The organism is Pontixanthobacter gangjinensis, from assembly GCF_009827545.1.
Taxonomy (GTDB): Bacteria; Pseudomonadota; Alphaproteobacteria; order Sphingomonadales; family Sphingomonadaceae; genus Pontixanthobacter; species Pontixanthobacter gangjinensis.
On the sequence record NZ_WTYS01000001.1, the window covers coordinates 2,356,044 to 2,377,280 of the forward strand.

Consider the following 21,237-nt stretch of genomic DNA (forward strand, 5'->3'; position numbering starts at 1 on the left):
ACTTGCTGGACTACAAGGCGGTTTCAGGCGGAAGTATTTCATACAGATAGACCATGATGATGATGATCCGGTCATCGAAATGCGCCATGGCCAAATCTGACAGGCTGCCAAACAGTCCCGTTACTGAATCCAGATCGGGCAATTCTGCCAGATCGATCGATGGTAATTGCATAGTCTTGCTCCGTTAATTGCGCCGCTTAAGTGCCCGCATTTTACAAGTTGGCGTTCCAATCGTTGTCGGTAAAATTAAAAGATTGAAATGGATTAGTGCAGCTTCCATTGAGGTGGAATGTCCGCCTCACCTGCCAAATTCGACCCGTCAAGAGCGGCCAAATTCATGCTCAAACACGGCCATTCTGCAAAGATCGGCCTGTCCTATCATGCGCACGGCGCCGATTGGGTCGAACTGGAATTGCCATGGCGTGATGATCTGGTCGGGGAGGTCGAACGCGGAATTCTCGCCTCCGGCCCCATCATTAGCCTGCTCGATATGGCGTCCGGCCTGTCAATCTGGACGGCAACCGGAGAATTTATCGCCATTGCGACTTTGGATTTGCGGGTCGATTATCAGCGACCAGCGCGCAAAGGTGCCGCGCTAATTGGCCACGTTGAATGCTACCGCCTGACTAAGTCGGCGGCCTTCGTTCGCGGATTTGCACATGATGGCGACCCGTCCGATACTGTCGCAACCATGTCCGGCACCTTTATGTCGATCAAGCAGGACCCCAGAAATGTCTGAGCCGCAACCGTCGCCCGGAACACTTACTGCCTATGCGCAGTCGCTCGGAATTGTTTTTCACAGCGTCGAAGACGGCGCACCCGTTCTGTCTTTCGAATTCAGCGGCGATGTTGAGGGTCGCCCCGGTCATCTGCATGGCGGCGCGACTTCTGGCCTATTGGAAACCGCTGGCTACGCGCTTTTGCGAAACGAACTTGCGCGACTTGAACGCACGCACCGGCTCAAACCGATAAATATTACGGTTCAATTTCTGAACGCAGGTAAGCAACGCACCACTTACGCCAAGGCGCGCATCACAAAGCTTGGCCGCCGAAACGCCAATATTTCGGTCGAAGCATGGCAAGATGACCGTGACCGGCCGATTGCAACCGCAATCATGAACATTCTTATGGCTGAACAAGACTCGCCTGCCTGAGTAATCTCTTCGCGAAAGCGGCCTAGCGAACCGGCTCCGGCGTTCGCCTACCAGGCTCGACACCAATCCCGTTTTCATCAAGCCGGAATTCGAGCGGGACACCTTCAACTTCGGTCGACAGGGTAATCCCTTCGTCTTCGTCTATTCTGAGCCTGCTGCCATTTTCACCGATCGGAATATCTTCCAGATCGGGCACATCCATTGGTTCTACTGGACCTTCGGGATTGCTACTCGCCTTGGGCTTTGGCAAGTCTGATACACCCTGCGCCTGACGCATGAAATCGCGCCATATCCGAGCAGGCAAACCACCACCGCTGACACCATCTAGGGGGCTGTTATCATCATTACCGATCCACACGCCCACCACCAGATCGTCCGCGTAACCAACGAACAGCGCATCACGGTTATTTTGGCTGGTGCCTGTCTTACCAAAATTGGGGCCACTTAACATTGCCGCACGGCCGGTCCCCGAATTGATCGCCAGCCGCAACATCTGCTCCATGTCTTCATGTTCAGAATTGTAGAGACTGTCCTGCGTGCTCCAAAGCCAATCAAACCAACCGGCTTCTTCGGCCTTAAACGCCTGAGGCTTCACTGGAAATTCATTACCAGCCACCCCGGCATAGGCAGCCGTTAGCTCCAGCAAACTGACAGTCGATGTGCCCAGAGCGAGGCTCGGATCGCCTTCGGGCATTGGCGAGGTAATCCCGAACGATCGAGCCATTTCAATGACCGCTTTGTCACCCAATTTGTTGAACAATCGTACCGCGGCCACATTGCTAGAACGGGCAAAGCCTTCCTCCAATGTGATCGTCTCAGAATAACTCCCGCCTGAATTTTTGGGGCGATAGCTGCCTGCGACGATCTCGCTATTATCGATGGTATCGTCCGGGTCCATCCCCGCCTCGAGTGCAGCCAGATAGACGAACAGTTTGAATGTCGAGCCCGGCTGCCGCTTCGCCTGAGTTGCGCGATTGAATGGCGAATCGCGATATTCCTTACCGCCAATCATCGCCACCACTTCACCATTGGTCCGCATGGCCACTAAAGCGACCTGAGCTTCGCCCAATGGCGCTCTGCTGACGACTTTGCGGGCAATGTCTTGCAGACGCGAATCGAGCGTCGTGGTGAAGGTCTGGCTACTGTAACCTGTTCCGACCTGCTTCCTGATTTCGGGCAAGGCCCAATCTGCAAAATAGGTGCCAGTTGGAAGTTCGCTTTTGGCCCGGGAATCGATTTTCGGTTTGGGCATTGCCGTCGCCTCGGCTTCGTTCAAATAACCTGCCGCGACCATCGCATTCAGCACCAGCTGCATTCGCTTTGCCGCACGATCATAATGTTTGGTTGGGGCAAACCGTGAAGGCGCCTGTACCAGACCGGCGAGCATCGCCGCCTGTTCCGGTTTTAGATTTTCAGGCTGGCGGTAAAAATAATGCAATGATGCAGCGCGCAAACCGTACACGTTATCGCCAAAATAGGCATTGGAGAGATACCGTTCGAGTATCTCATCCTTGGTCAGCCAAGCCTCAAGCCAAAAGGCGATGAGCATTTCCTGACCTTTACGGGTGAAGGTTTGATCCGATGTCAAAAAGGTAAATTTGGCCAATTGCTGGGTGATTGTGCTCCCGCCCTGCATCGGCCCGCCCGTCGCGCGCGCCCACACGGCACGTGCAAGCCCGCGAGGGTCAATGCCCCAATGAGAAAAGAATCGCCTATCCTCAATCGCAAGAAACGATTCGGTCACATGATCAGGCAAAGTATCCAGATCGACAGGCAGATCGGTAATTGCACCATTGCGCGCAATGGGGGTGCCATCAGCGGCCAGCAAGGTCAGCTGCGGCGGAGCAATTGGCTCGAGCGATTTTGAGAGCGGCGCTGTCACTGCCAGCCATCCGATCATCAGGAAAAACAGCAGCAGAGTCGATGCGAACACACGCGCCGCCCACCAACGCTTGCGCCGCCCACGCCAATGGCGCGGCTGCCACCAACTACTTGTGCCTCGCTGGTGATTTTGCTCGTCCCGGCTAATTCGGGTGTCGGCTTGTTCCAGCCGATCATCCCATGAGCTGTAATCAGGCCGCTCTGCACCCGACCGGTAAGCTACAGCGTCATCATCAAAGTCGTCATCATCAGGGTCACCCCACGCATTACCATAGGGCTCTTGCAGCGCGAAATAATCGCGCCGATCCGGATCAAAATCGTCCGGTGTGTGACCCCCGCGCTTCCATAAACTGAATAAACGACCAAACATTACCGGCTGTATTACCTAAACAATACAGCGTTGGCGAGAGGATTCGTATGCTATCTCGCGTCGCCCTAACAACTTAGCCTTGGCCAACAACACTTTCGGGCAGATCAGTGCCGAAAACGCGCTGATAGTATTCGGCAACCATCATCCGTTCGGCTTCATCACATTTGTTGAGGAAGCTGAGGCGGAAAGCGAAGCCGACATCCTTGAAAATCGCGGTGTTCTGTGCCCACGTAATAACAGTACGCGGACTCATTACGGTCGAAATATCGCCGTTCATGAAACCTTGTCGGGTCAGGTCCGCGACCTTGATCATATCCGAAATTTGTTTCGGATCGGCATCAGGGTTCTTGGACGCTACGATATCCTGCTCGGTTTCGGCCGGAAGATAATTCAGCGCAGTCACAATATTCCAGCGGTCCATCTGACCTTGGTTGATCGCTTGGGTTCCGTGATAGAGTCCGCTGGTATCACCCAGACCCACCGTATTGGCGGTCGCGAACAGGCGGAAGTTTGGATCAGGCCGGATTACCCGGTTCTGGTCGAGCAAGGTCAGCTTGCCCTCAGCTTCCAATACACGCTGGATCACAAACATCACGTCTGGGCGGCCGGCGTCATATTCGTCGAACACAAGCGCAACCGGATGCTGCAACGCCCAAGGCAATAAGCCCTCGCGGAACTCGGTAACTTGCAAGCCATCGCGTAGCACAATCGCATCGCGCCCGACCAGGTCGATCCGACTGATATGCGCGTCAAGGTTGATCCTGATACAGGGCCATTTCAGCCGCGCTGCAACCTGTTCAATATGAGTCGACTTACCCGTTCCGTGATAGCCTTGGACCATGACACGCCGGTTATGTGCAAACCCAGCCAAAATCGCGAGCGTGGTGTCCGGGTCGAAAACATAGCTAGGATCGACATCGGGAACGCGTTCATCGGCTACGCTGAATGCTGGGACCTGCCAGTCGATATCAATACCGAAGGTGTCACGAACGTCGACGGTGGTGTCGGGCGCAGCGAGTGAGGTTTTGGAGGTCGGATCAAAAGTCTTGTCTGTCATATCGCCGCAACGCCTAGACGGGCTTATAGGTCCCTGCAACTGCATCTGGCACAAGAATTTATATTCGGGATGCAATCGCCACCAATCGTCGCCATAATGACCGCCATGGAAATAACCCGCCCGTCCGAACTCCTTCGTCAGACGCTGGTTGGCCGTGTTCGTGCGGTGTTCAATGATACTGAAAATGGTGAACAGCCAGTCCCGCCATCGGATGAAGCTCTGTTCGAACGCGATTCCCCGATCCGTTTGGTCCATGCCGACGCGGTTTCAATGATGATTGGCGGCATTCGCAGCCTCCTGCTCCAGATGCTCCACCCGCATGCACTGCAAGGCGTACTCGACCATTCAAATTTCCGCGAAGATATGCATGGACGGTTGCGCAGAACCGCGAAATTTATTGCGATCACCACCTTCGGCCACCATGACGAAGCAGAGAAGATGATCTCACGCGTAAATCGCATTCACGAGCAAGTGCACGGCTCTTTGCCAGACGGAACCCGCTATTCGGCTCGCGATCCTGAGACGCTTGCATGGGTCCATGCGGCAGAGGCAACCAGCTTTCTCGAAGCCTATTTGCGCTATGTCCGCCCTTCCATGCCACTTGCCGAACAGGACAGGTATTATGCTCAGTTCGCGATCATCGCACGCAAGCTTGGCGCTGATCCTGTGCCTCAAACACGAGTTGAGGCCGAACAGCTGATGCGACATTTCCGCACACAATTGCGTTCAAGCGCGGAGGCGAAAGAAATCGCCCGGCTCGTCCTGACTCAAAAGCCAGACAATGCGCCGCCAGCTATCCAGAAAATTCTCGGTACCACGGCGGTTCAAATGCTCCAGCCGTTTGCGCGCAATATGCTGGATTTGCGGCACCCTGGCCTGGCTTATGTCCCAGCTCGCATTGGCGCAAAAACCATTGGTAAAACGTTGCGGTGGGCGTTTCAGCAGTGAAGTCGGACTAGCAAAACACAGCGCTCTTTTTCAGCAATTGGTAAGCATCGACCACTTTGCCCAATCGCGTTTCATACCCTCGGTCACCGCCGTTGCGGTCCGGGTGATACTGACGCACCAATTCGGAATAGCGGCGACGAAGTGCCTGCCTGTCAATTTCATCACTCAGACCCATGGTCTTGAGCGCCTCCTGCTCCTTGAGATCAAATTTTGATCGGGTTGCCTGATAATTCTGTCCCGCTCGCGCTTTGATACTCGCGGCCCGTCCGCTGATGGCATCGAGCGGATCGGAATAGTCAGCCCAGCGGGGCATCCCGTCAATTCCCGCATCACCGCGAAACGCATTGTTCTCGGTCCGCCAGCCTGCGATGGGAGATTGCGCTTCGAATATCTCATCCGCGCTCATGCCTTCGAACCAGTCATAGCCTGCATTGAATTCGCGGATGTGGTCGAGACAGAACCAGCGCGAATCACCCGGCCCATCAAAACTGTTCGCATAGGTACCCGGAGCGCGGAATTCACCCGCTTCGCTGCACCCGGGTGCGTGGCAATCTTGCCCTCTACCCTCAAACCGACCATGGAACTTTGAACCGCGCATAGCCTCCTAGGATGGGGTCGAATTCGTGAAATGCAAATTGGAGTTTTCAGTGATGAGTGTAGCTGCCGAGATGGAAGGTCTTTTGCGTGAGGCTTTCGCCCCGTTAAGGCTCGATATTATCAACGATAGCGCGAAGCATTCGGGCCATTCAGGCGATGATGGCAGCGGCGAATCTCATTTCACAATTGTGATTGAAAGCACGGCCTTTGATGGCGTGTCACGGCTGAACCGCCAGCGGATGGTCAATCAGGCTCTGGGCGATATTCCGGGGCAGCGCGTCCATGCGCTGGCGATTAAGGCGATTGCTCCAAATTAACCGAAGGACCCGTCAGATTAGATTGCGCGGCCATTCGGGTGCATCATCTTACATTTACGGTCACAGCCAGAATAGAGAAAAATCCATGAACTTTGAAAACAAAACCGTTTGGATCACCGGCGCATCATCGGGAATCGGCGCTGCGTTAGCACGTGAGTGGGCTGGCCGAGGTGCAAAGATAGTCCTTTCTGGGCGCGATGAAGCGCGCCTGGCCTCAGTCGCAAATGAGCTTCATGCGGAAAGCTTGCTTATCCCGTTCGACGTTCGTGACGAAGCGGCGATGCTTGAGGCAACGGCAGGGGCAATCGCCTGGAATGGCAGCGTCGATGTCTTTGTAGCAAACGCTGGTGTGTCGCAGCGCAGCCAAGCGCTGAAAACCGATATGCAAGTGTACCGCGACATAATCGACATCGATCTGACCTCTCAGATTGCCGCGACACAGGCGTTGTTGCCCCATATGGCGGATCGCGGGTCGGGCGCCTTGGTGTTTATCTCGTCGATTGCTGGGAAAGTCGGGGTGCCGATGCGCACCGCCTATTCTGCCGCGAAATTCGGACTGATCGGTTATGCCGATGCACTAAGAGCCGAAATGTCGGTCAAGGGCGTTAACGTCCATGTGATCGCGCCGGGATCGATTGCGACAAATGTCTCTCGCAATGCGCTGAGCGCAGATGGGTCAAAACGCGGCAAAAGTGATTCCGTGATCGATAATGGGATCAAGCCAGCAGATGCCGCCAAGACGATGGTCGATGGTATCGCCGCAGGTCAGCGCGAAATTATTGTGGCTCAAGGCATGGAAGAAGCGATGGGCGAAATGCGCCGGACACCCGATCAGCTCTTGGATCAGATGGCCGGAATGGTCGCCGCAGGCTATATCGAGAGAATGGAAGCGGAGGGTTGAGATGAGCTTGAATCCCGGCGACCAGATGACGCGCGTTGCATTGCCAAGCGGAATTGAACTGGATGTGCTCGACACCGGTCCGCGTGATGGTGAAACGCTGATCTTTCTCCACGGCTTTCCCGAATCGCATCGCACATGGCGTGGTCAAATCTCGCAATTCTCTGATCGTTATCGCTGTATCGCGCCTGATCAGCGCGGCTATTGCGGATCATCCAATCCGCAAGACGCGGGCATGTATACCATCGATAAATTAATGGGTGACATCGCCCAGCTTGCGGATGCGCTCGGGGTCGGAAAATTCACGCTCGTAGGGCATGATTTGGGCGGAGTGGTCGCATGGGCAATCGCGCTTACTGGCGTTTTGCAAGATCGTATTGAACGGCTTGTTATTGCCAATGCGCCCCACCCGTTTATCTTTTCCAAGCTACTTTACACCAATCCTGACCAGCGCGCGGCAAGCCAATATGTCCGGGCGTTCCGCGACCCGGCAAATGATGCGTTGGTCCGCGAGCACGGGTTGCTGCCACTGCTGGTCAAAGCGCTGGATTTCAAAGGGCAGAGTTTTGCCGAAGATGCCGAGCGTGATCAATTGCTACAATCATGGTCAAATCCGGATACCGCAATGGCGATGCTCAATTGGTACCGCGCTGGATTATCGGATGTGCCCCCGTTGGATGAGCCGTATGAACTTCCGGCCGACTTCTCCACGCCTGCCTTGCCAAATGTGGCCATCCCTACACTGGTCGTATGGGCTATGGATGATATCGCCCTGCCCAATGCCAATCTCGACGGGCTGGATGATTTGGTTGATGATCTGACATTAGTCAAAGTGCCCGATTGCGGTCATTTTGTGACGTGGGAAGCGCCCGAGAAATTTAACGCAGCGCTGGAAGAATTTCTTAGCAGATAGGGTCAAACCACTCCGCCCATGCGCCGTGCGGATGACCGCATCCGAGCAGAGCCGCTTTCTCGCCTCCCTGCCAATAGCGGACATACAATTCGTGGCGGAATGTCGCGCGATTGGTCTCCAGAGCGATCCACGCCAAGGGCTTCTCTGCAGTGGCCGCCCTACCGGCCTCCTCCATTGCTTTTTCAATCCATGCACGCGTAGATTCAGGAATATATTGCCACACGATCGAATGGCTCAGGACCCGGGTCACACCTGACTGCTGAGGCTGTGCCAGCATTTCGCGAACAAAATCGCCTGCGTCCTGCTTAACCAAATCGGGTGCCTGTTTTCCCGCCAATTCAATGGCTGCTTCAATTCTACCCATCCGAGCAATTGCCTCGGGCCAAACGTAGCTTTTGAGCCGCAATGCCGCCTCTGGATCGGAAAGATCGACGGGAGCCTGATCGCACCCTCTAATTGAAACAATTTCAACCGGGTGCTCAGGTGGCGGCGAACCACGCCATTCGGGTGCTATCCGCATAGGTGAATCGTCGGGGCCAGAAGTCACCCCGCCAAGATCGAAATGATAGCGATCCATCATCGTATTGACCCCGGCACTCGCTCCCAATTCATAGATCGCGAATTTTGGTCCGACTTTGCCAGACAGCCACAGAAGCGCGCTCATGAAACCCCAAGACCGGCCGGCCTCATTGGTTTGCGGCGGGCCATCGAGCCATGGCAGCAGCCGCGTATCATATTTTCGGACAAGGTCGGCAACGATCGCGTCAATTTCGGCTTGGTTGGTCGTCAAACCGGAGTAAACAGGTTGAAGCCGCAGGTCGGTGCCGGTCAATAGCAGATTGTGCAGCCCACCATTGATCCGCAGCGGCATCGCGTCCTCAAGGCTAAGCCCTTTCCAATTGGCAATCCGGCGGCCAACGGCAGTGTCTGTTTCGAGCACTTTTAGCAAAGCCCGGACAACGCGCGCCGTATTGGGAGCCCCCGCTTGCTCGGCATGGGAAGCCTGCCATTCGATTGCTTGCGCAACGTCTACCATGTTCATTATTTCTGAATCCGCCTTACTTGACGCTACCATGCATTGCCCTTTCGTCTGCCTGCCCCTATTTGCCGCCCAATCATGACCGCGATACTAACACCCCCGCTTACCTTTGCCGTGCCCAAGGGGCGCATCCTCGACGAGGCTTTACCGGTCATGGCGCGTGCCGGAGTTGTTCCGGCTGAAGCATTTCACGATGCAAAGGATCGCTCGCTGAGTTTTGCAACAACGCGCGCCGATATGCGGCTGATCCGCGTTCGGGCGTTCGATGTCGCAACCTTTGTAGCACATGGCGCGGCGCAAGTGGGAATCGTCGGGTCAGACGTTATTGAAGAGTTCAACTATTCCGACCTCTACGCGCCCGTTGATCTGGATATCGGCCACTGCCGATTGTCGGTTGCCGAACCAGTAGGCGGTGCCGACAGCATTGACGGCGCAAGCCATGTCCGCGTTGCAACGAAATATCCCGGCATCACGCGCCGCCATTTTGAGGCGCAGGGTATTCAGGCTGAATGCGTCAAATTGAACGGGGCAATGGAGTTGGCCCCCAGCCTTGGCCTTTCTGGCAGAATCGTCGACTTGGTCTCTACCGGTGCAACCTTGAAGCAAAACGGCTTGGTGGAAACCGCCAAAATCATGGAAATCTCGGCACGCCTGATTGTCAATCGTGCTGCGCTGAAGACAGACCCGCGGGTTACGGCTTTGGTTGAAGCATTTCGCGCAAATGCCGAGCGGGATGCCGCCTGATGCGTATGCTTTCCATCAAATCTCCCGATTTTGAACTGCAATTCGGCAAGATCGTCGATGACCGGCGTGAAAGCGATGGCAATATCGCTGGCCAAGTCAGCTCGATCCTGAGCGATGTGAGGGGGCGCGGCGATGCGGCGTTGTCCGACCTGACTGCCCGTTTTGACCAACACGCGCTGACAAACGACGACGATTGGTCGATCTCTGCCGAGCAATGCCGCGAAGCGTTTGACGGGCTTGACCCGAAACTTCGCGATGCTTTGAAGCTCGCGGCGGACCGGATCACCGCCTATCACAAGGATCAATTGCCGGCAGACCGGGACTTCACCGATGATGCAGGCGTGCGCCTTGGTGCACGCTGGCAGGCTGTTGACGCAGCAGGCCTATATGTTCCTGGTGGCAGAGCAGCGTACCCATCGTCGCTGTTGATGAATGCAATCCCGGCCAAAGTTGCCGGTGTCGGGCGCCTGACCGTCACCACGCCCACTCCGAAAGGAGTGGTAAATCCGCTTGTGCTGGCTGCAGCACACATTGCTGGCGTCGATGAAATATGGCGTGTTGGCGGAGCACAGGCGATTGGTGCGCTCGCTTATGGCACCAAACGAATCAAGCGTGTCGATGTGGTAACTGGCCCCGGCAATGCATGGGTGGCTGAGGCAAAGAGGCAGTTGTTCGGCGTTGTCGGCATCGATATGGTCGCAGGGCCAAGCGAAATACTGGTGATTGCCGACGGTCATAACGAGCCCGATTGGATTGCCGCCGATTTGCTGAGCCAAGCTGAACACGATCCTGATGCACAGTCGATCCTGATTACCGATGATGCCGCCTTTGCTGCGCAGGTAGAGGACCGTATCGATGTCCAAGCGGCGATGCTTTCCACCCATAAAACGGCGCGCAAAAGCTGGGATGATCACGGCGTAATCATCATCGTCGAAACGCTGGACCAAGCAATTCCTCTCGCAAACCGTCTCGCAGCTGAACATGTCGAATTGGCAGTCGAGGACCCTAAACCTTTGTTCGAAGGAATACGGCATGCTGGGAGCATCTTTATCGGCCGCTATGCGCCCGAAGCTGTGGGGGATTATGTTGCGGGGCCCAATCACGTCCTGCCTACTGGCCGCCGCGCACGATTCGCCAGCGGCTTGTCGGTTCTAGATTTCATGAAACGCTCCAGCTTCATCGAATTGGACGAAGCGGCCTTGCAAGCAATCGGCCCAGCAGCCATTGCGCTTGCCGAAGCAGAAGGGCTGCCAGCCCACGCCAAATCAATCGAAGCCCGGCTGAAATGAGAAATTCAACGCTATGAGTAAAGCAAAATCACAGGCGCGCTCTGCGGCGCGTCTCGCAGCCGTGCAGGCGCTGTATCAGCAGCATATGGAGCAGACCAAGCTGGTCAAATTGCTCGACGAATTTCATCAGCACCGTCTCGGTCGCGAGATTGAAGATGACCAATATGCTGACGCCAATGTGCCATTGTTCGATGATATCGTTTCGGGCGTTGATGCGCGGCGCGATGAAATCGACGGCAAGCTGACCGAGAAATTGGCCGAGGGCTGGAGCGTCAAACGGCTCGACAAAACGATGCTACAAATCCTGCGCGCTGGCACATTCGAACTTATGGCCCGGCCTGACGTATCCGTCGGCACCGTCATCAGCGAATATGTCGATGTCGCAAAAGCATTTTTTGATGACCGCGAGACAAAGTTCGTCAATGGCGTGCTCGATGCAGTTGCCAAAGCTGTCAGATAGGACGGCGCGCTGAGTAGCGAAAGCGCCTTTATCGAAAGCTTGCGTGCGCTAGCCACCCATCCTTCCGCACGCGGCCTCAATGATGATGTCGCAATTCTGAAAGTCGGCGGAGAAACGCTGATCCTGACGCATGATACGATGGTCGAGGAGGTGCACTTCCTCGCCAATCAGGACATGGCCGACATCGCTTGGAAACTGGTTGCAACAAACCTGTCTGATCTAGCCGCAAAAGGTGCGAAGCCGCTGGGCGTTTTGCTCAGCTATACACTTGGCGCGGATGACGCTCGGTTCGTTGCCGGCCTGAAGGACGTTCTCGAATTCTATTCAGTTATCCTTTTGGGCGGCGATACCGTTTCGGGCTCAGGTGCCCGTACATTCGGCATGACTGCAATTGGAACGGCGACGCACACCCCCATCCCCTCGCGAAACGGCGCTAAGCCGGACGACCGGCTGTTCATTACTGGACCGGTCGGCGCAGCGATGATCGGTTTCGAAACACTCCGAGACAGGGGAGCGACTTTGGGAGCAGCCGAAACCGCTGCTTTTTGCAGGCCGATCCCTTTGCTAGCAGAAGGGCAGGCGCTAGCGCCTGTTGTCACCGCGATCATGGACGTATCGGACGGGCTGCTGCTCGATTGTAGCCGATTAGCGAAGGCCAGCGGAGTGACGATTGATGTCGATACAGCCTCCGTACCAATCGCCGCGCCAGACTGCCGGCGGGATGATGCAATACGCTGGGGCGACGATTATCAATTGTTGTTCACCGCGAATCAAAATACCAAATTGCCTGTTCCTGCTCATGCGATTGGAACAGTATCAACGCTCGGCGGAAGCTCGCTATTGATTGATGGGAAGCCGCCAAAAGACGGCGATACGCTGGGTTATAGCCACTAAAGCGTCCGATTCTGCGGCAGACCGTGCATTTCTTCCGCTTTGGGGTTGCACCCTTGTCCGGCACGATTATAGCCGACGCACCTTTTCGGACCCGTAGTAACGGGCCTTTTTTAGTATGCAAAACGCATGAGGGGATACTCGTGGAAACAGTTTATATCGCAATCGGACTGGGATTGCTTGCCATTGTCTATGGCATAATCACCAGCCAACAAGTGCTCGGCGCATCTGCCGGTAATGAGAAAATGCAGTCCATCGCGGGCGCAATTCAGGAAGGCGCACAAGCCTATCTGAAACGCCAATACACCGCGATTGGTATCGTCGGCGTGGTTGTTGCCATCCTCGTCTTCGTATTCCTCGGAGCAATTTCTGCAGTTTCGTTCGTAATCGGCGCAGTTCTGTCAGGCGTTGCCGGATTTATCGGGATGAACATCTCGGTCCGCGCCAACGTCCGCACAGCCGCCGCCGCGCAGACCGGCCTTCAGGAAGGTCTCACCGTGGCGTTCCGCGCAGGTGCGGTTACCGGAATGCTGGTTGCTGGCCTCGCGCTGCTCTCGATTGCAGGCATCTTCTATGTGCTCATCGCGCAGATGGGTCTCGACCTCACAGTTCTCGCAGAGAAGCGTGAAGTTATTGACGCACTTGTCGGTCTCGCATTCGGCGCGTCGCTGATTTCGATTTTCGCCCGCCTCGGCGGCGGTATCTTCACCAAAGCTGCTGACGTCGGCGCCGATCTGGTCGGTAAAGTCGAAGCAGGCATCCCGGAGGATGATCCACGCAACCCGGCGACAATCGCCGATAACGTTGGTGACAACGTTGGCGACTGTGCCGGTATGGCGGCCGATCTGTTCGAAACCTACGTTGTGACTGTTGGTGCGACGATGGTTCTGATCGCTCTGCTGTTTACGACACTCGCTTCTGCAGATCTTTTCGCTTTGATGAGCCTGCCACTGCTAATTGGCGGTGTGTGCATCGTGACCTCGATCATCGGAACCTACATGGTTCGTTTGGGCAAATCGAACAACATCATGGGCGCTCTGTATAAGGGCTTCATTACCACAACTGTTCTGTCGATCCCTGCGATCTACTGGGCGACCGACTATGCAATCGGAATGGGCACTGCCTACACCGTTGGCGATCAATCGTTCACCGGTATGTCGCTGTTCTGGGCGATGATGGTTGGCCTGGCTATCACCGGCCTGATCATCTGGATCACCGAATATTACACTGGCACTGAGTACCGCCCAGTTCGTTCGATTGCGAAAGCATCTGAAACCGGTCACGGCACTAATGTAATTCAAGGTCTGGCCATCAGCCTTGAATCGACCGCATTGCCAACTTTGGTGATCGTTGTCGGCATTATCGTGACTTACCAGCTTGCTGGTCTCATGGGCATCGCGTTCGCGGCCACCGCAATGCTGGCACTGGCCGGTATGGTCGTGGCCCTCGACGCTTACGGCCCTGTGACCGATAACGCAGGCGGCATCGCTGAAATGGCTGAGATGGAAGAAAGCGTTCGTGAGAAGACCGATGCGCTTGACGCTGTTGGTAACACCACGAAAGCTGTCACCAAGGGTTATGCCATCGGATCGGCCGGTCTTGCTGCTCTGGTACTGTTCTCGGCTTACACGGCTGACCTCAAAGAGTTCTTCCCTGATCTCGAAGTCAGCTTCAGCCTTGAAAACCCATATGTCATCGTTGGCCTTCTGCTCGGCGCTTTGCTTCCGTACCTGTTTGGTGCGATGGGCATGACCGCTGTTGGCCGCGCCGCTGGTGACGTAGTGGTTGACGTTCGTGCACAATTCGCTGCCGACCCGGGAATCATGGATGGTACAAGCCGTCCAAACTACGCCCGCACAGTCGATTTGGTAACGAAGGCAGCGATCAAGGAAATGATTGTTCCCTCGATGCTTCCGGTGCTTGCCCCAATCGTGGTCTACTTCGGCATCACTTGGGCCTCAGGCAGCCAGGCAGAAGGCTTTGCCGCTCTTGGCGCATTGCTGCTCGGCGTGATCGTTTCGGGTATCTTCGTGGCGCTTTCCATGACCGCTGGTGGCGGCGCGTGGGATAATGCCAAGAAGTACATCGAAGATGGCAATCACGGCGGCAAAGGTTCAGAAGCTCACAAGGCTGCTGTGACCGGCGATACAGTTGGCGATCCTTACAAGGATACTGCTGGTCCAGCCGTCAACCCAATGATCAAGATCACTAATATCGTTGCACTGCTGCTGCTTGCAGCATTAGCAGCGGCATAATCAATTCGGCTTTGATTGGCTGAAGAATGAATAGAGAAACCCCGTCTGGTTCAGCCAGGCGGGGTTTTTCATTTGCGGTTAAGGCCAAATTCCCTAACTAAATGCCATTAAAGCGCTTTTTTTGCGCTGCAGGGGTCGCATCCTGCAAATTTTCAAGGCAGTATACGCCTAGAGTGAGAGCATCCGCGCATAGTCACATGGCATTCGCAGATGCACTCTATGGGGCTGCAGATCTGGGAGCAGAAATTAATGAAACTAGTTTCGACACTAATTCGAACAGGAAGCGCGATCGCGCTGGCAACCGCCGCCGTGGGTTCAGGCGCGCTAGTCGCAGCGCCTGCCGCGGCACAGGAAACTCCGCCACAGGTAGCGGAGACAGCTAGCAAACAAATCCCCGTCGGCGAATTCGTCAAGCAGTCCAACATGCGCAGTCCGCGCATCTCGCCGGATGGCAAGAATTTGGCCTATCTCGCCAACAATGAAGGACGCGCAGTGCTTGTGCTGCAAAGCCTCACTGACTTGTCCAAGCCCGCACGTTTAATCCTTGCAGCTGAAGAAGCTCGTGAAGCGGGTGAGCGCACGATGTCAGGCTTCCGCTGGATCGGAAACGACCATGTAGTCATGACCATGATTTCCCGAGAAAACCTCGGCGGCGGGCTCAGCGATTTTCGCAGGTTGATCGCTTATGATATCAATGATGGCGAACTGGTCCAGCAGGCGTGGCGCGATTCAGGCGGTGACGCCGGAGTCATTCTGCACATTGATCACGATACCGGAAAATATCTCATCCAGCGCGATTCTGTCGCCAATTCGACCGAGCGCTGGGGTTTCCCCGAGGTCGTCGAAGTAGATGTGGATTCTGGCCGATTCAAGATTATCCAACGGACCAACCCGGTAGTCAGTGGCTGGGCTGCTGACAGCGAAGGCAATATCCGGGCCGGTTTCAGCCGCGACCGCGATAATGGTAAGGTGCGGATGCTCTACAAGGCGCAAGGTGAACGCAATTTCAAAACGGTTTATAATGAAGCGGATTCAACCTTCACTGAGTCAATTCCGGCCCCACAAGTCTTCATTCCAGGCACAGATAAAGCGTATACGACGTCGCGGCAGGATGGCTACGAGAAGCTGTACGAACTCGACATGCTAACCATGACACTATCGGAGCCAGTCTACGAGACTGAAGGCTTCGACATGCAAGGGATCGAGACCAACGAAGATGGCTCCGCCATTGTCGGCTACAATGTCTTCGATGGCGAAATGAAGACGGTTTATACTGATCCGACGCTAGCAACGATCACCTCCTTGTTGGAAGAGGTTTTCGGTGAAGGCGCTGTGACGATCGTCGATAACAGCGCTGATATGTCGCAAATTGTCGCTTATGCAGGCGGCAAAGAACGCGCGGGCGGCTTCTATTTGTTCAACACGCAGTCAGGGTCGCTGAAATTGCTGAACTGGACGCGAACTGGCCTGAAGGATGCGCCACTTAATCCGGTCAAGGCTGAATGGTATACGGCCCGCGATGGAACCAAAATCCAGGCAATCGTGACCTATCCACGCCACCGTATGGGTCAGAAGAACCTCCCGGTCGTTGTTATGCCGCATGGCGGTCCGTTCGGAGTTATCTCTGCAACCAACAGTGGTGAACCCTGGAATCAGCCGTTGGCAGAAGCGGGCTATGTTGTTGTCCAACCAAACTACCGCGGCTCTGGCGGTTATGGAAAAGCCTTCGAACAAATGGGCCGTGAACCCGATGGTTATGGCAAAAAGATGCAGGATGATCTCAATGACATCCTGACCTACTACGGTGAAAAGGGAATCATTGATCCGAACCGGGCCTGCGTAATGGGCTGGTCCTACGGCGGTTACGCTGCAGCGCGCGGCGCTCAGCGTGACGCCGATGTTTGGAAATGTGCGATCGCAGGCGCTGGCGTTTACGATATGGCTATGATGAATAGGTGGGATGCGAAGAACCTCGGCCGGTTCAGCAGTGGTTTCCAAGCCACTTCAAATGACCCCGATGGCATTTCCTCTGCTCAGAACACCGACGGACCGTGGTCGCCAATATTGATCGTTACTGCAAAGCGCGATGCGCGTATTCCGATGGAGCAGGCCGAGACGTTGGTCAGCAACCTTAGAAAATCGGGCAAGGTTGAAGGCACAGATTTCCGTTACATCGTACAGGAGCAGGGCACTCACAATTTGCCCTATGATGATGTGCACATCCAATGGATCGAGGAAGCTGAGGCATGGCTGGATAAATATAATCCCGCCTACATTGCATCCGATGCCGATGAAGAACCGGAAAAGATCAACTTCAAATAATACGCTTAATCTGGAATTGGGCGCGAAGGCGCAGCTTTCGCGCCCTCTCCAGTTTAAGCCAACTGTTGAATGTGTCTGAGCACCAAACTTGCACCACTGTTCGTGCTGACAGCTATTTGGCGCATGCTGCTCCGGTCGGCAGAGCTAGGTAATTAGACGAATTTTAGCTTTTTCCAGCTAAGCAGTTTGCATGTTGCATACACCTGCCCGTTCCGGACTCGAGCAGGGCGCTTTCACTGTGGAAGCGCCGGTTGTGACATCAGTCGGCAGAGCGCTTGTCGCCGATTGGGAGGAATTGGCGCTCGCTGCCAGCGAACCCAATTCCTATTGCGAACATTGGTTCATCAACGCCGCCTTGCGCCACTTGCGCGGCGACGAAGTCGTTCGTCTGGCACAAGTCCGCGATCATGTAGGGATGTTGATCGGCATCTTACCGCTCACCTCCGCGCCGCAATTCGGGCGGCTACGCATTGCCAACACATCAAATTGGAACCATTTGCAGAACTATTGTGGCGGCCCGCTTGTTCGTGCTGGCTACGAAACGTCATTCTGGACTGCGCTGCTCGATTTGCTCGATGGCAGCGAGTGGGCTGACAATTTTTTGTCCTTGAGGCTCATTTATGCCGATGGTCCGGTCCGCCGCGGACTTGAAGAAGCAGCATCGATGGAACAGCGCCCCATCCACATTGCCCAGTCTTATGAGCGTGCTATTCTCGCAACCGAAGTAAGTTCAGACGCTTACATAGAACGCACCATTAGGCCTAAGAAACGCAAAGAGCTCAGGCGCCAAGCGAAACGGCTGGGCGAATTGGGGACGGTCTCATTCGAACACCTTGCGGCTGATGGGCCGGTTGAGGAATGGTGCGACCAATATCTCGAACTCGAAGCAGCCGGATGGAAAGGTGAAGGCGGTACTGCGCTTGCGGTTGATGCAGCATCGGAGCAATTCTTCCGTGAGATAATCACTTCGGCACACAAATTGGGCCGTGTTGATTTTCTCCGCTTGCTATTAGACGGGCGCCCGATTGCGATGTTGGTCAATTTGAGATCTCCCCCGTCGGTATGGTCCTACAAAATCACTTATGACGAGAGCTTTGCCCGATATTCTCCGGGAGTTTTGATTGAGCTTGAAACAATCGGTCAGGTATTAAATGATCCGGAGATCGAGCGGGCCGACAGTTGCGCCAAGCCTGACCATTCAATGATCAACAGCCTCTGGGGTGAACGCCAAATGATCGAACATGTCGTCGTCGCTCTAAATGGCCCCGCTCGTAAATCCGCCTATTTTCTGTGCCGCAGTGTCGACCGACTGGGCGCTACCCTTCGCCGCGTACGGAACAAAAACCATGACTAAAACAGCCTTTACTGCCGATTCAATCGCCAGCTTCGCAACCGCCTATCCCGAAACGCCAAACAAGCTGAACCACGATCTTTGCAGCCACCCTTTGCTACAGTTACCAGCCTTGGTGGAACTAGCGTCGAAGCTACGACCCGAGCATGTGGAGCATAATCAGGGCGATTTACCAATCGGGATCGCGCCAGAAGATGTGCCTGAACCAGCTCTCGACATCGCTGAAACTATTCGCTCAATCGAGGAATCTGGTTCTTGGATGGCACTCAAATTCATCGAAAATGTTCCCGAGTATCACGAATTGCTCGTTGAAACACTCGGATCAATCAATCCCGCCGTGTGCGGAAAGACCGGCGCGATGGAAAATCTTGAAGGGTTTGTATTTGTCTCTTCTCCCGGTGCGGTAACACCGTTTCACTTTGATCCGGAACACAACATTCTCCTGCAAATTCGCGGCAGCAAGGTGCTGACCATGTTCCCCGCAGCGGACGAAAGCATTGTCCCGCCGCAGGATCACGAATCATTCGCCTTTGGCGAGCACCACCGGAATCTGGTTTGGAAGGATTCTATGTCGGCACAGGGCACTCCGATTTCGCTAACTGAGGGAGAGGCGCTCTATGTGCCGGTCAAGATGCCGCATTGGGTAAAGAACGGGCCAGATGTCTCGATCTCCCTGTCGGTCACCTGGCGTTCCGATTGGAGCGTTGCCGAATCCGAAGCCCGCGCGATGAACGCGTTGCTACGCGGCGCAGGTCTATCGCCCACATCACCTAAACGCTGGCCTGCATCCAATATCGGCAAATCCTTTGCATATAGGGCGCTGCGCAAGACGGGAGCGGCCAAGGTCGCCCGCTCGCTCTTAGGCTGAGATGATTGAGGGAGATCGGTCTGAGGCTTGCGAAAACCAGCATGCTTTCACAAATTTCGTGTAGCCTCGTTTGGTTCGTTGACCTGACGCCTGACAGGCCGCAAAGCAGGGCGAATGAGCGACAATAAATCTCCGCAGGAACTGGTGGACGGTCTTGTCCAACTACTAACTGTCACCAGAAATGGCGAAGACGACTACACCGGCAATCCGCAAAAGGGCGGCGTGGGACGCGTGTTTGGTGGTCAAGTAATCGCTCAAGCCCTGATGGCGGCGCAGCATTCCGTACCCGAGGATAAGATTGCGCATTCACTTCATGCCTATTTCCTGCGCGGCGGCAAAGAGGGTCCGGAAATCAATTATTCCATCGCCCGCGATTTTGACGGACGCAGTTTCGCCAACCGGCGGGTTGTTGCGAGTCAGATGGAGGATGGCGCGCTAAAGCCAATTTTAAATCTTACCGCCAGCTTTCAAACCGCAGAGGATGGGCTGGAACATCAGGACGGCGAAATGCCTGATGTCGCCATGCCGGAAGATCTGAAATCGGACATGGAGCTTCGCAAGCAATTTGCCGATGCAATGCCCAACCTGCCCGAAGCCACACGCAGAATGATGCTGCGTCCGCGCCCGATTGAAATGCGAACTATTGACCGGTTGCATTGGATGAACAGCGAACCGAAGGAGCCAAGAGCGCATAGCTGGTTCCGCACCGCTGCTCCGCTGAAAAATGCACCATCAGCCAGTAACCTTATCCACCGCGCTATCATCGCCTATGCCAGCGACTTTACCTTGCTCGGCACAGCCGCGCTGCCGCACGGCCTCAGCTGGATGCGCGGGGAATTAAACGGTGCCAGTCTGGATCACACAATTTGGTTTCACCGCCCTGCCCGCGCTGACGAATGGTTACTGTATTGCACCGACAGTCCGTGGAGCGGCAGTGGAAGGGGCTTCAACCGAGGCCGCATTTTTAATCAAGCTGGTCAATTGGTCGCAAGCGTCGCCCAAGAAGGGGTGATACGCCGCAGGAGAAAATCGTCAGCTGATTAATGCGCCAAGACTAGCGGGATTGGCGGATCTTTCAGCATGCGCCGGGTCACACCGCCAAATATCATTTCAAACAACCGCGCATGACCATAAGCACCGAGCACAATGTAACCGGCCTCGCGGCTCATCGCTGCCTCAAGCAGGACCTCCGCCGGATGCCGAGCATGACAGGGCAGCTCTACGACTTCGCAAGATATCCCATGTCGCGACAAATAGGCTGCACCATCAATCGCGGGCAGCCCCTCTCGGCTTGGCCCCTCTTCTCCAACGACCGTTGCCAAATAAACGGTGCTGGAATGTTTAAGCATCGACAACGACGCGCGCAGCGCATGAGATGCCTCTCTTGATCCATTCCAAGCTACCAGCGCCGGTTTTGCCGGATCAAAACTCTTTGCATGCAAAGGTGCAACCATCACCGGGCTTCTTCCTCTTATCGCCAGCGTGCCTGCTAATCGTGATGGCGCATCGCTAGACTGCTGAGGAGCCGCGCAACCTACAAGTACCAAATCATTGAGTGCCGCATGGCTCATCAGCATATCATCCGTCATGTCTGCCTCCTGCACCCAGTTCCAGCGGACATCTTCCTCCTCTAGGCGAGCCTCAATCACTCGCCTGAGCTCATCGGCTTGTTCCTGTGCAACCGGCATCATCTGAGCGGCGACAATTCCGCTGTAGTCGCCAGGAAGGATTACTGGGCGCAAGACCACTTGTAGGAAGGTCAGGTGCGCATCATAAGCCCGCGCCATGTCCAACGCGATTTGCAAGCGCGATTCAATGCCGGGGTCATTGTAAACGTGAACCAGTATGGATTGCATGATGCCGTCTCCTTTTGCCGCAGGGCG

At 55.2% G+C, this 21,237-nt stretch carries 21 protein-coding genes; 15 read left to right on the forward strand and 6 right to left on the reverse strand.

Going from position 1 to position 21,237, the window contains the following annotated elements; translation table 11 throughout:
- Window positions 1-10: 10 nt before the first annotated feature.
- Window positions 11-172 (reverse strand): hypothetical protein, encoded by a 162-nt coding sequence (locus tag GRI36_RS13755; RefSeq protein ID WP_202392163.1) that lies wholly within the window; start codon window positions 170-172, stop codon window positions 11-13.
- 117 nt (window positions 173-289) lie between these two features.
- Here GRI36_RS13755 and GRI36_RS11235 point away from each other — a divergent pair, with 117 nt between their 5' ends.
- Window positions 290-739, forward strand: coding sequence for a PaaI family thioesterase (locus GRI36_RS11235; protein WP_160598535.1), 450 nt, complete (start codon window positions 290-292; stop codon window positions 737-739).
- Entirely contained in the window at window positions 732-1,154 is a 423-nt protein-coding gene (locus GRI36_RS11240; RefSeq protein ID WP_160598536.1) for a PaaI family thioesterase, read from the forward strand. Before GRI36_RS11235 ends, GRI36_RS11240 begins: the two co-directional genes overlap by 8 nt.
- A gap of 22 nt (window positions 1,155-1,176) precedes the next feature.
- Here the strand turns inward: GRI36_RS11240 and GRI36_RS11245 are convergent, their stop codons facing one another.
- Window positions 1,177-3,405, reverse strand: a complete 2,229-nt coding sequence (locus GRI36_RS11245; protein WP_160598537.1) for a transglycosylase domain-containing protein — start codon at window positions 3,403-3,405, stop codon at window positions 1,177-1,179.
- A 73-nt stretch (window positions 3,406-3,478) separates the two neighbouring features.
- A complete protein-coding gene (gene cobS, locus GRI36_RS11250) occupies window positions 3,479-4,462 on the reverse strand; it encodes a cobaltochelatase subunit CobS (protein WP_160598538.1) in 984 nt (327 codons plus the stop codon).
- Between the two features lie 69 nt (window positions 4,463-4,531).
- Between cobS and GRI36_RS11255 the strand changes: the two genes are divergently transcribed.
- Entirely contained in the window at window positions 4,532-5,410 is an 879-nt protein-coding gene (locus tag GRI36_RS11255; protein ID WP_235902240.1) for an oxygenase MpaB family protein, read from the forward strand.
- A gap of 7 nt (window positions 5,411-5,417) precedes the next feature.
- Here the strand turns inward: GRI36_RS11255 and GRI36_RS11260 are convergent, their stop codons facing one another.
- Window positions 5,418-6,008: a J domain-containing protein gene (locus GRI36_RS11260; RefSeq protein WP_160598539.1), complete on the reverse strand. Its 591-nt coding sequence runs from the start codon at window positions 6,006-6,008 to the stop codon at window positions 5,418-5,420.
- A 52-nt stretch (window positions 6,009-6,060) separates the two neighbouring features.
- Here GRI36_RS11260 and GRI36_RS11265 point away from each other — a divergent pair, with 52 nt between their 5' ends.
- The 3 genes from GRI36_RS11265 to GRI36_RS11275 all read left to right on the forward strand — a co-directional run bounded on the left by GRI36_RS11265 (window position 6,061) and on the right by GRI36_RS11275 (window position 8,135).
- Complete coding sequence (locus tag GRI36_RS11265; protein ID WP_235902242.1) at window positions 6,061-6,324, forward strand: BolA family protein; 264 nt, start codon at window positions 6,061-6,063, stop codon at window positions 6,322-6,324.
- An 85-nt stretch (window positions 6,325-6,409) separates the two neighbouring features.
- Window positions 6,410-7,225, forward strand: coding sequence for an SDR family NAD(P)-dependent oxidoreductase (locus tag GRI36_RS11270; RefSeq protein ID WP_160598540.1), 816 nt, complete (start codon window positions 6,410-6,412; stop codon window positions 7,223-7,225).
- 1 nt (window position 7,226) lies between these two features.
- Window positions 7,227-8,135 (forward strand): alpha/beta fold hydrolase, encoded by a 909-nt coding sequence (locus GRI36_RS11275; RefSeq protein ID WP_160598541.1) that lies wholly within the window; start codon window positions 7,227-7,229, stop codon window positions 8,133-8,135.
- Here GRI36_RS11275 and GRI36_RS11280 read toward each other — a convergent pair.
- Window positions 8,125-9,177 (reverse strand): DUF2332 domain-containing protein, encoded by a 1,053-nt coding sequence (locus tag GRI36_RS11280; RefSeq protein ID WP_160598542.1) that lies wholly within the window; start codon window positions 9,175-9,177, stop codon window positions 8,125-8,127. The genes GRI36_RS11275 and GRI36_RS11280 overlap by 11 nt on opposite strands.
- A gap of 75 nt (window positions 9,178-9,252) precedes the next feature.
- Here GRI36_RS11280 and hisG point away from each other — a divergent pair, with 75 nt between their 5' ends.
- The 9 genes from hisG to GRI36_RS11325 all read left to right on the forward strand — a co-directional run bounded on the left by hisG (window position 9,253) and on the right by GRI36_RS11325 (window position 20,398).
- Window positions 9,253-9,918 carry an ATP phosphoribosyltransferase gene (hisG, locus tag GRI36_RS11285; RefSeq protein WP_160598543.1) on the forward strand — a complete coding sequence of 222 codons (666 nt, stop codon included), beginning with the start codon at window positions 9,253-9,255 and terminating at the stop codon, window positions 9,916-9,918.
- On the forward strand, window positions 9,918-11,207 hold the full coding sequence (gene hisD / locus GRI36_RS11290; protein WP_160598544.1) for a histidinol dehydrogenase: 1,290 nt from the start codon (window positions 9,918-9,920) through the stop codon (window positions 11,205-11,207). Before hisG ends, hisD begins: the two co-directional genes overlap by 1 nt.
- A 13-nt stretch (window positions 11,208-11,220) precedes the next feature.
- A complete protein-coding gene (gene nusB, locus GRI36_RS11295) occupies window positions 11,221-11,667 on the forward strand; it encodes a transcription antitermination factor NusB (RefSeq protein ID WP_160598545.1) in 447 nt (148 codons plus the stop codon).
- Window positions 11,668-11,676: 9 nt separating this feature from the next.
- The gene (gene thiL / locus GRI36_RS11300) at window positions 11,677-12,561 is read left to right on the forward strand and encodes a thiamine-phosphate kinase (protein ID WP_160599209.1); all 885 of its coding nucleotides are present in this window, start codon (window positions 11,677-11,679) and stop codon (window positions 12,559-12,561) included.
- A 140-nt stretch (window positions 12,562-12,701) separates the two neighbouring features.
- Complete coding sequence (locus GRI36_RS11305; protein ID WP_160598546.1) at window positions 12,702-14,813, forward strand: sodium-translocating pyrophosphatase; 2,112 nt, start codon at window positions 12,702-12,704, stop codon at window positions 14,811-14,813.
- A 249-nt stretch (window positions 14,814-15,062) separates the two neighbouring features.
- Complete coding sequence (locus GRI36_RS11310; RefSeq protein WP_160598547.1) at window positions 15,063-17,135, forward strand: alpha/beta hydrolase family protein; 2,073 nt, start codon at window positions 15,063-15,065, stop codon at window positions 17,133-17,135.
- A 190-nt stretch (window positions 17,136-17,325) separates the two neighbouring features.
- Window positions 17,326-18,489 (forward strand): GNAT family N-acetyltransferase, encoded by a 1,164-nt coding sequence (locus GRI36_RS11315; protein ID WP_160598548.1) that lies wholly within the window; start codon window positions 17,326-17,328, stop codon window positions 18,487-18,489.
- Window positions 18,482-19,354, forward strand: a complete 873-nt coding sequence (locus tag GRI36_RS11320) for a cupin-like domain-containing protein (RefSeq protein WP_160598549.1) — start codon at window positions 18,482-18,484, stop codon at window positions 19,352-19,354. The genes GRI36_RS11315 and GRI36_RS11320 overlap by 8 nt, the downstream gene beginning before the upstream one ends.
- Before the next feature lie 114 nt (window positions 19,355-19,468).
- A complete protein-coding gene (locus GRI36_RS11325; protein ID WP_160598550.1) occupies window positions 19,469-20,398 on the forward strand; it encodes an acyl-CoA thioesterase in 930 nt (309 codons plus the stop codon).
- Here the strand turns inward: GRI36_RS11325 and GRI36_RS11330 are convergent.
- Window positions 20,395-21,210 carry a universal stress protein gene (locus GRI36_RS11330; RefSeq protein WP_160598551.1) on the reverse strand — a complete coding sequence of 272 codons (816 nt, stop codon included), beginning with the start codon at window positions 21,208-21,210 and terminating at the stop codon, window positions 20,395-20,397. The two genes, GRI36_RS11325 and GRI36_RS11330, sit on opposite strands and share 4 nt — an antisense overlap.
- Window positions 21,211-21,237 lie beyond the last annotated feature (27 nt).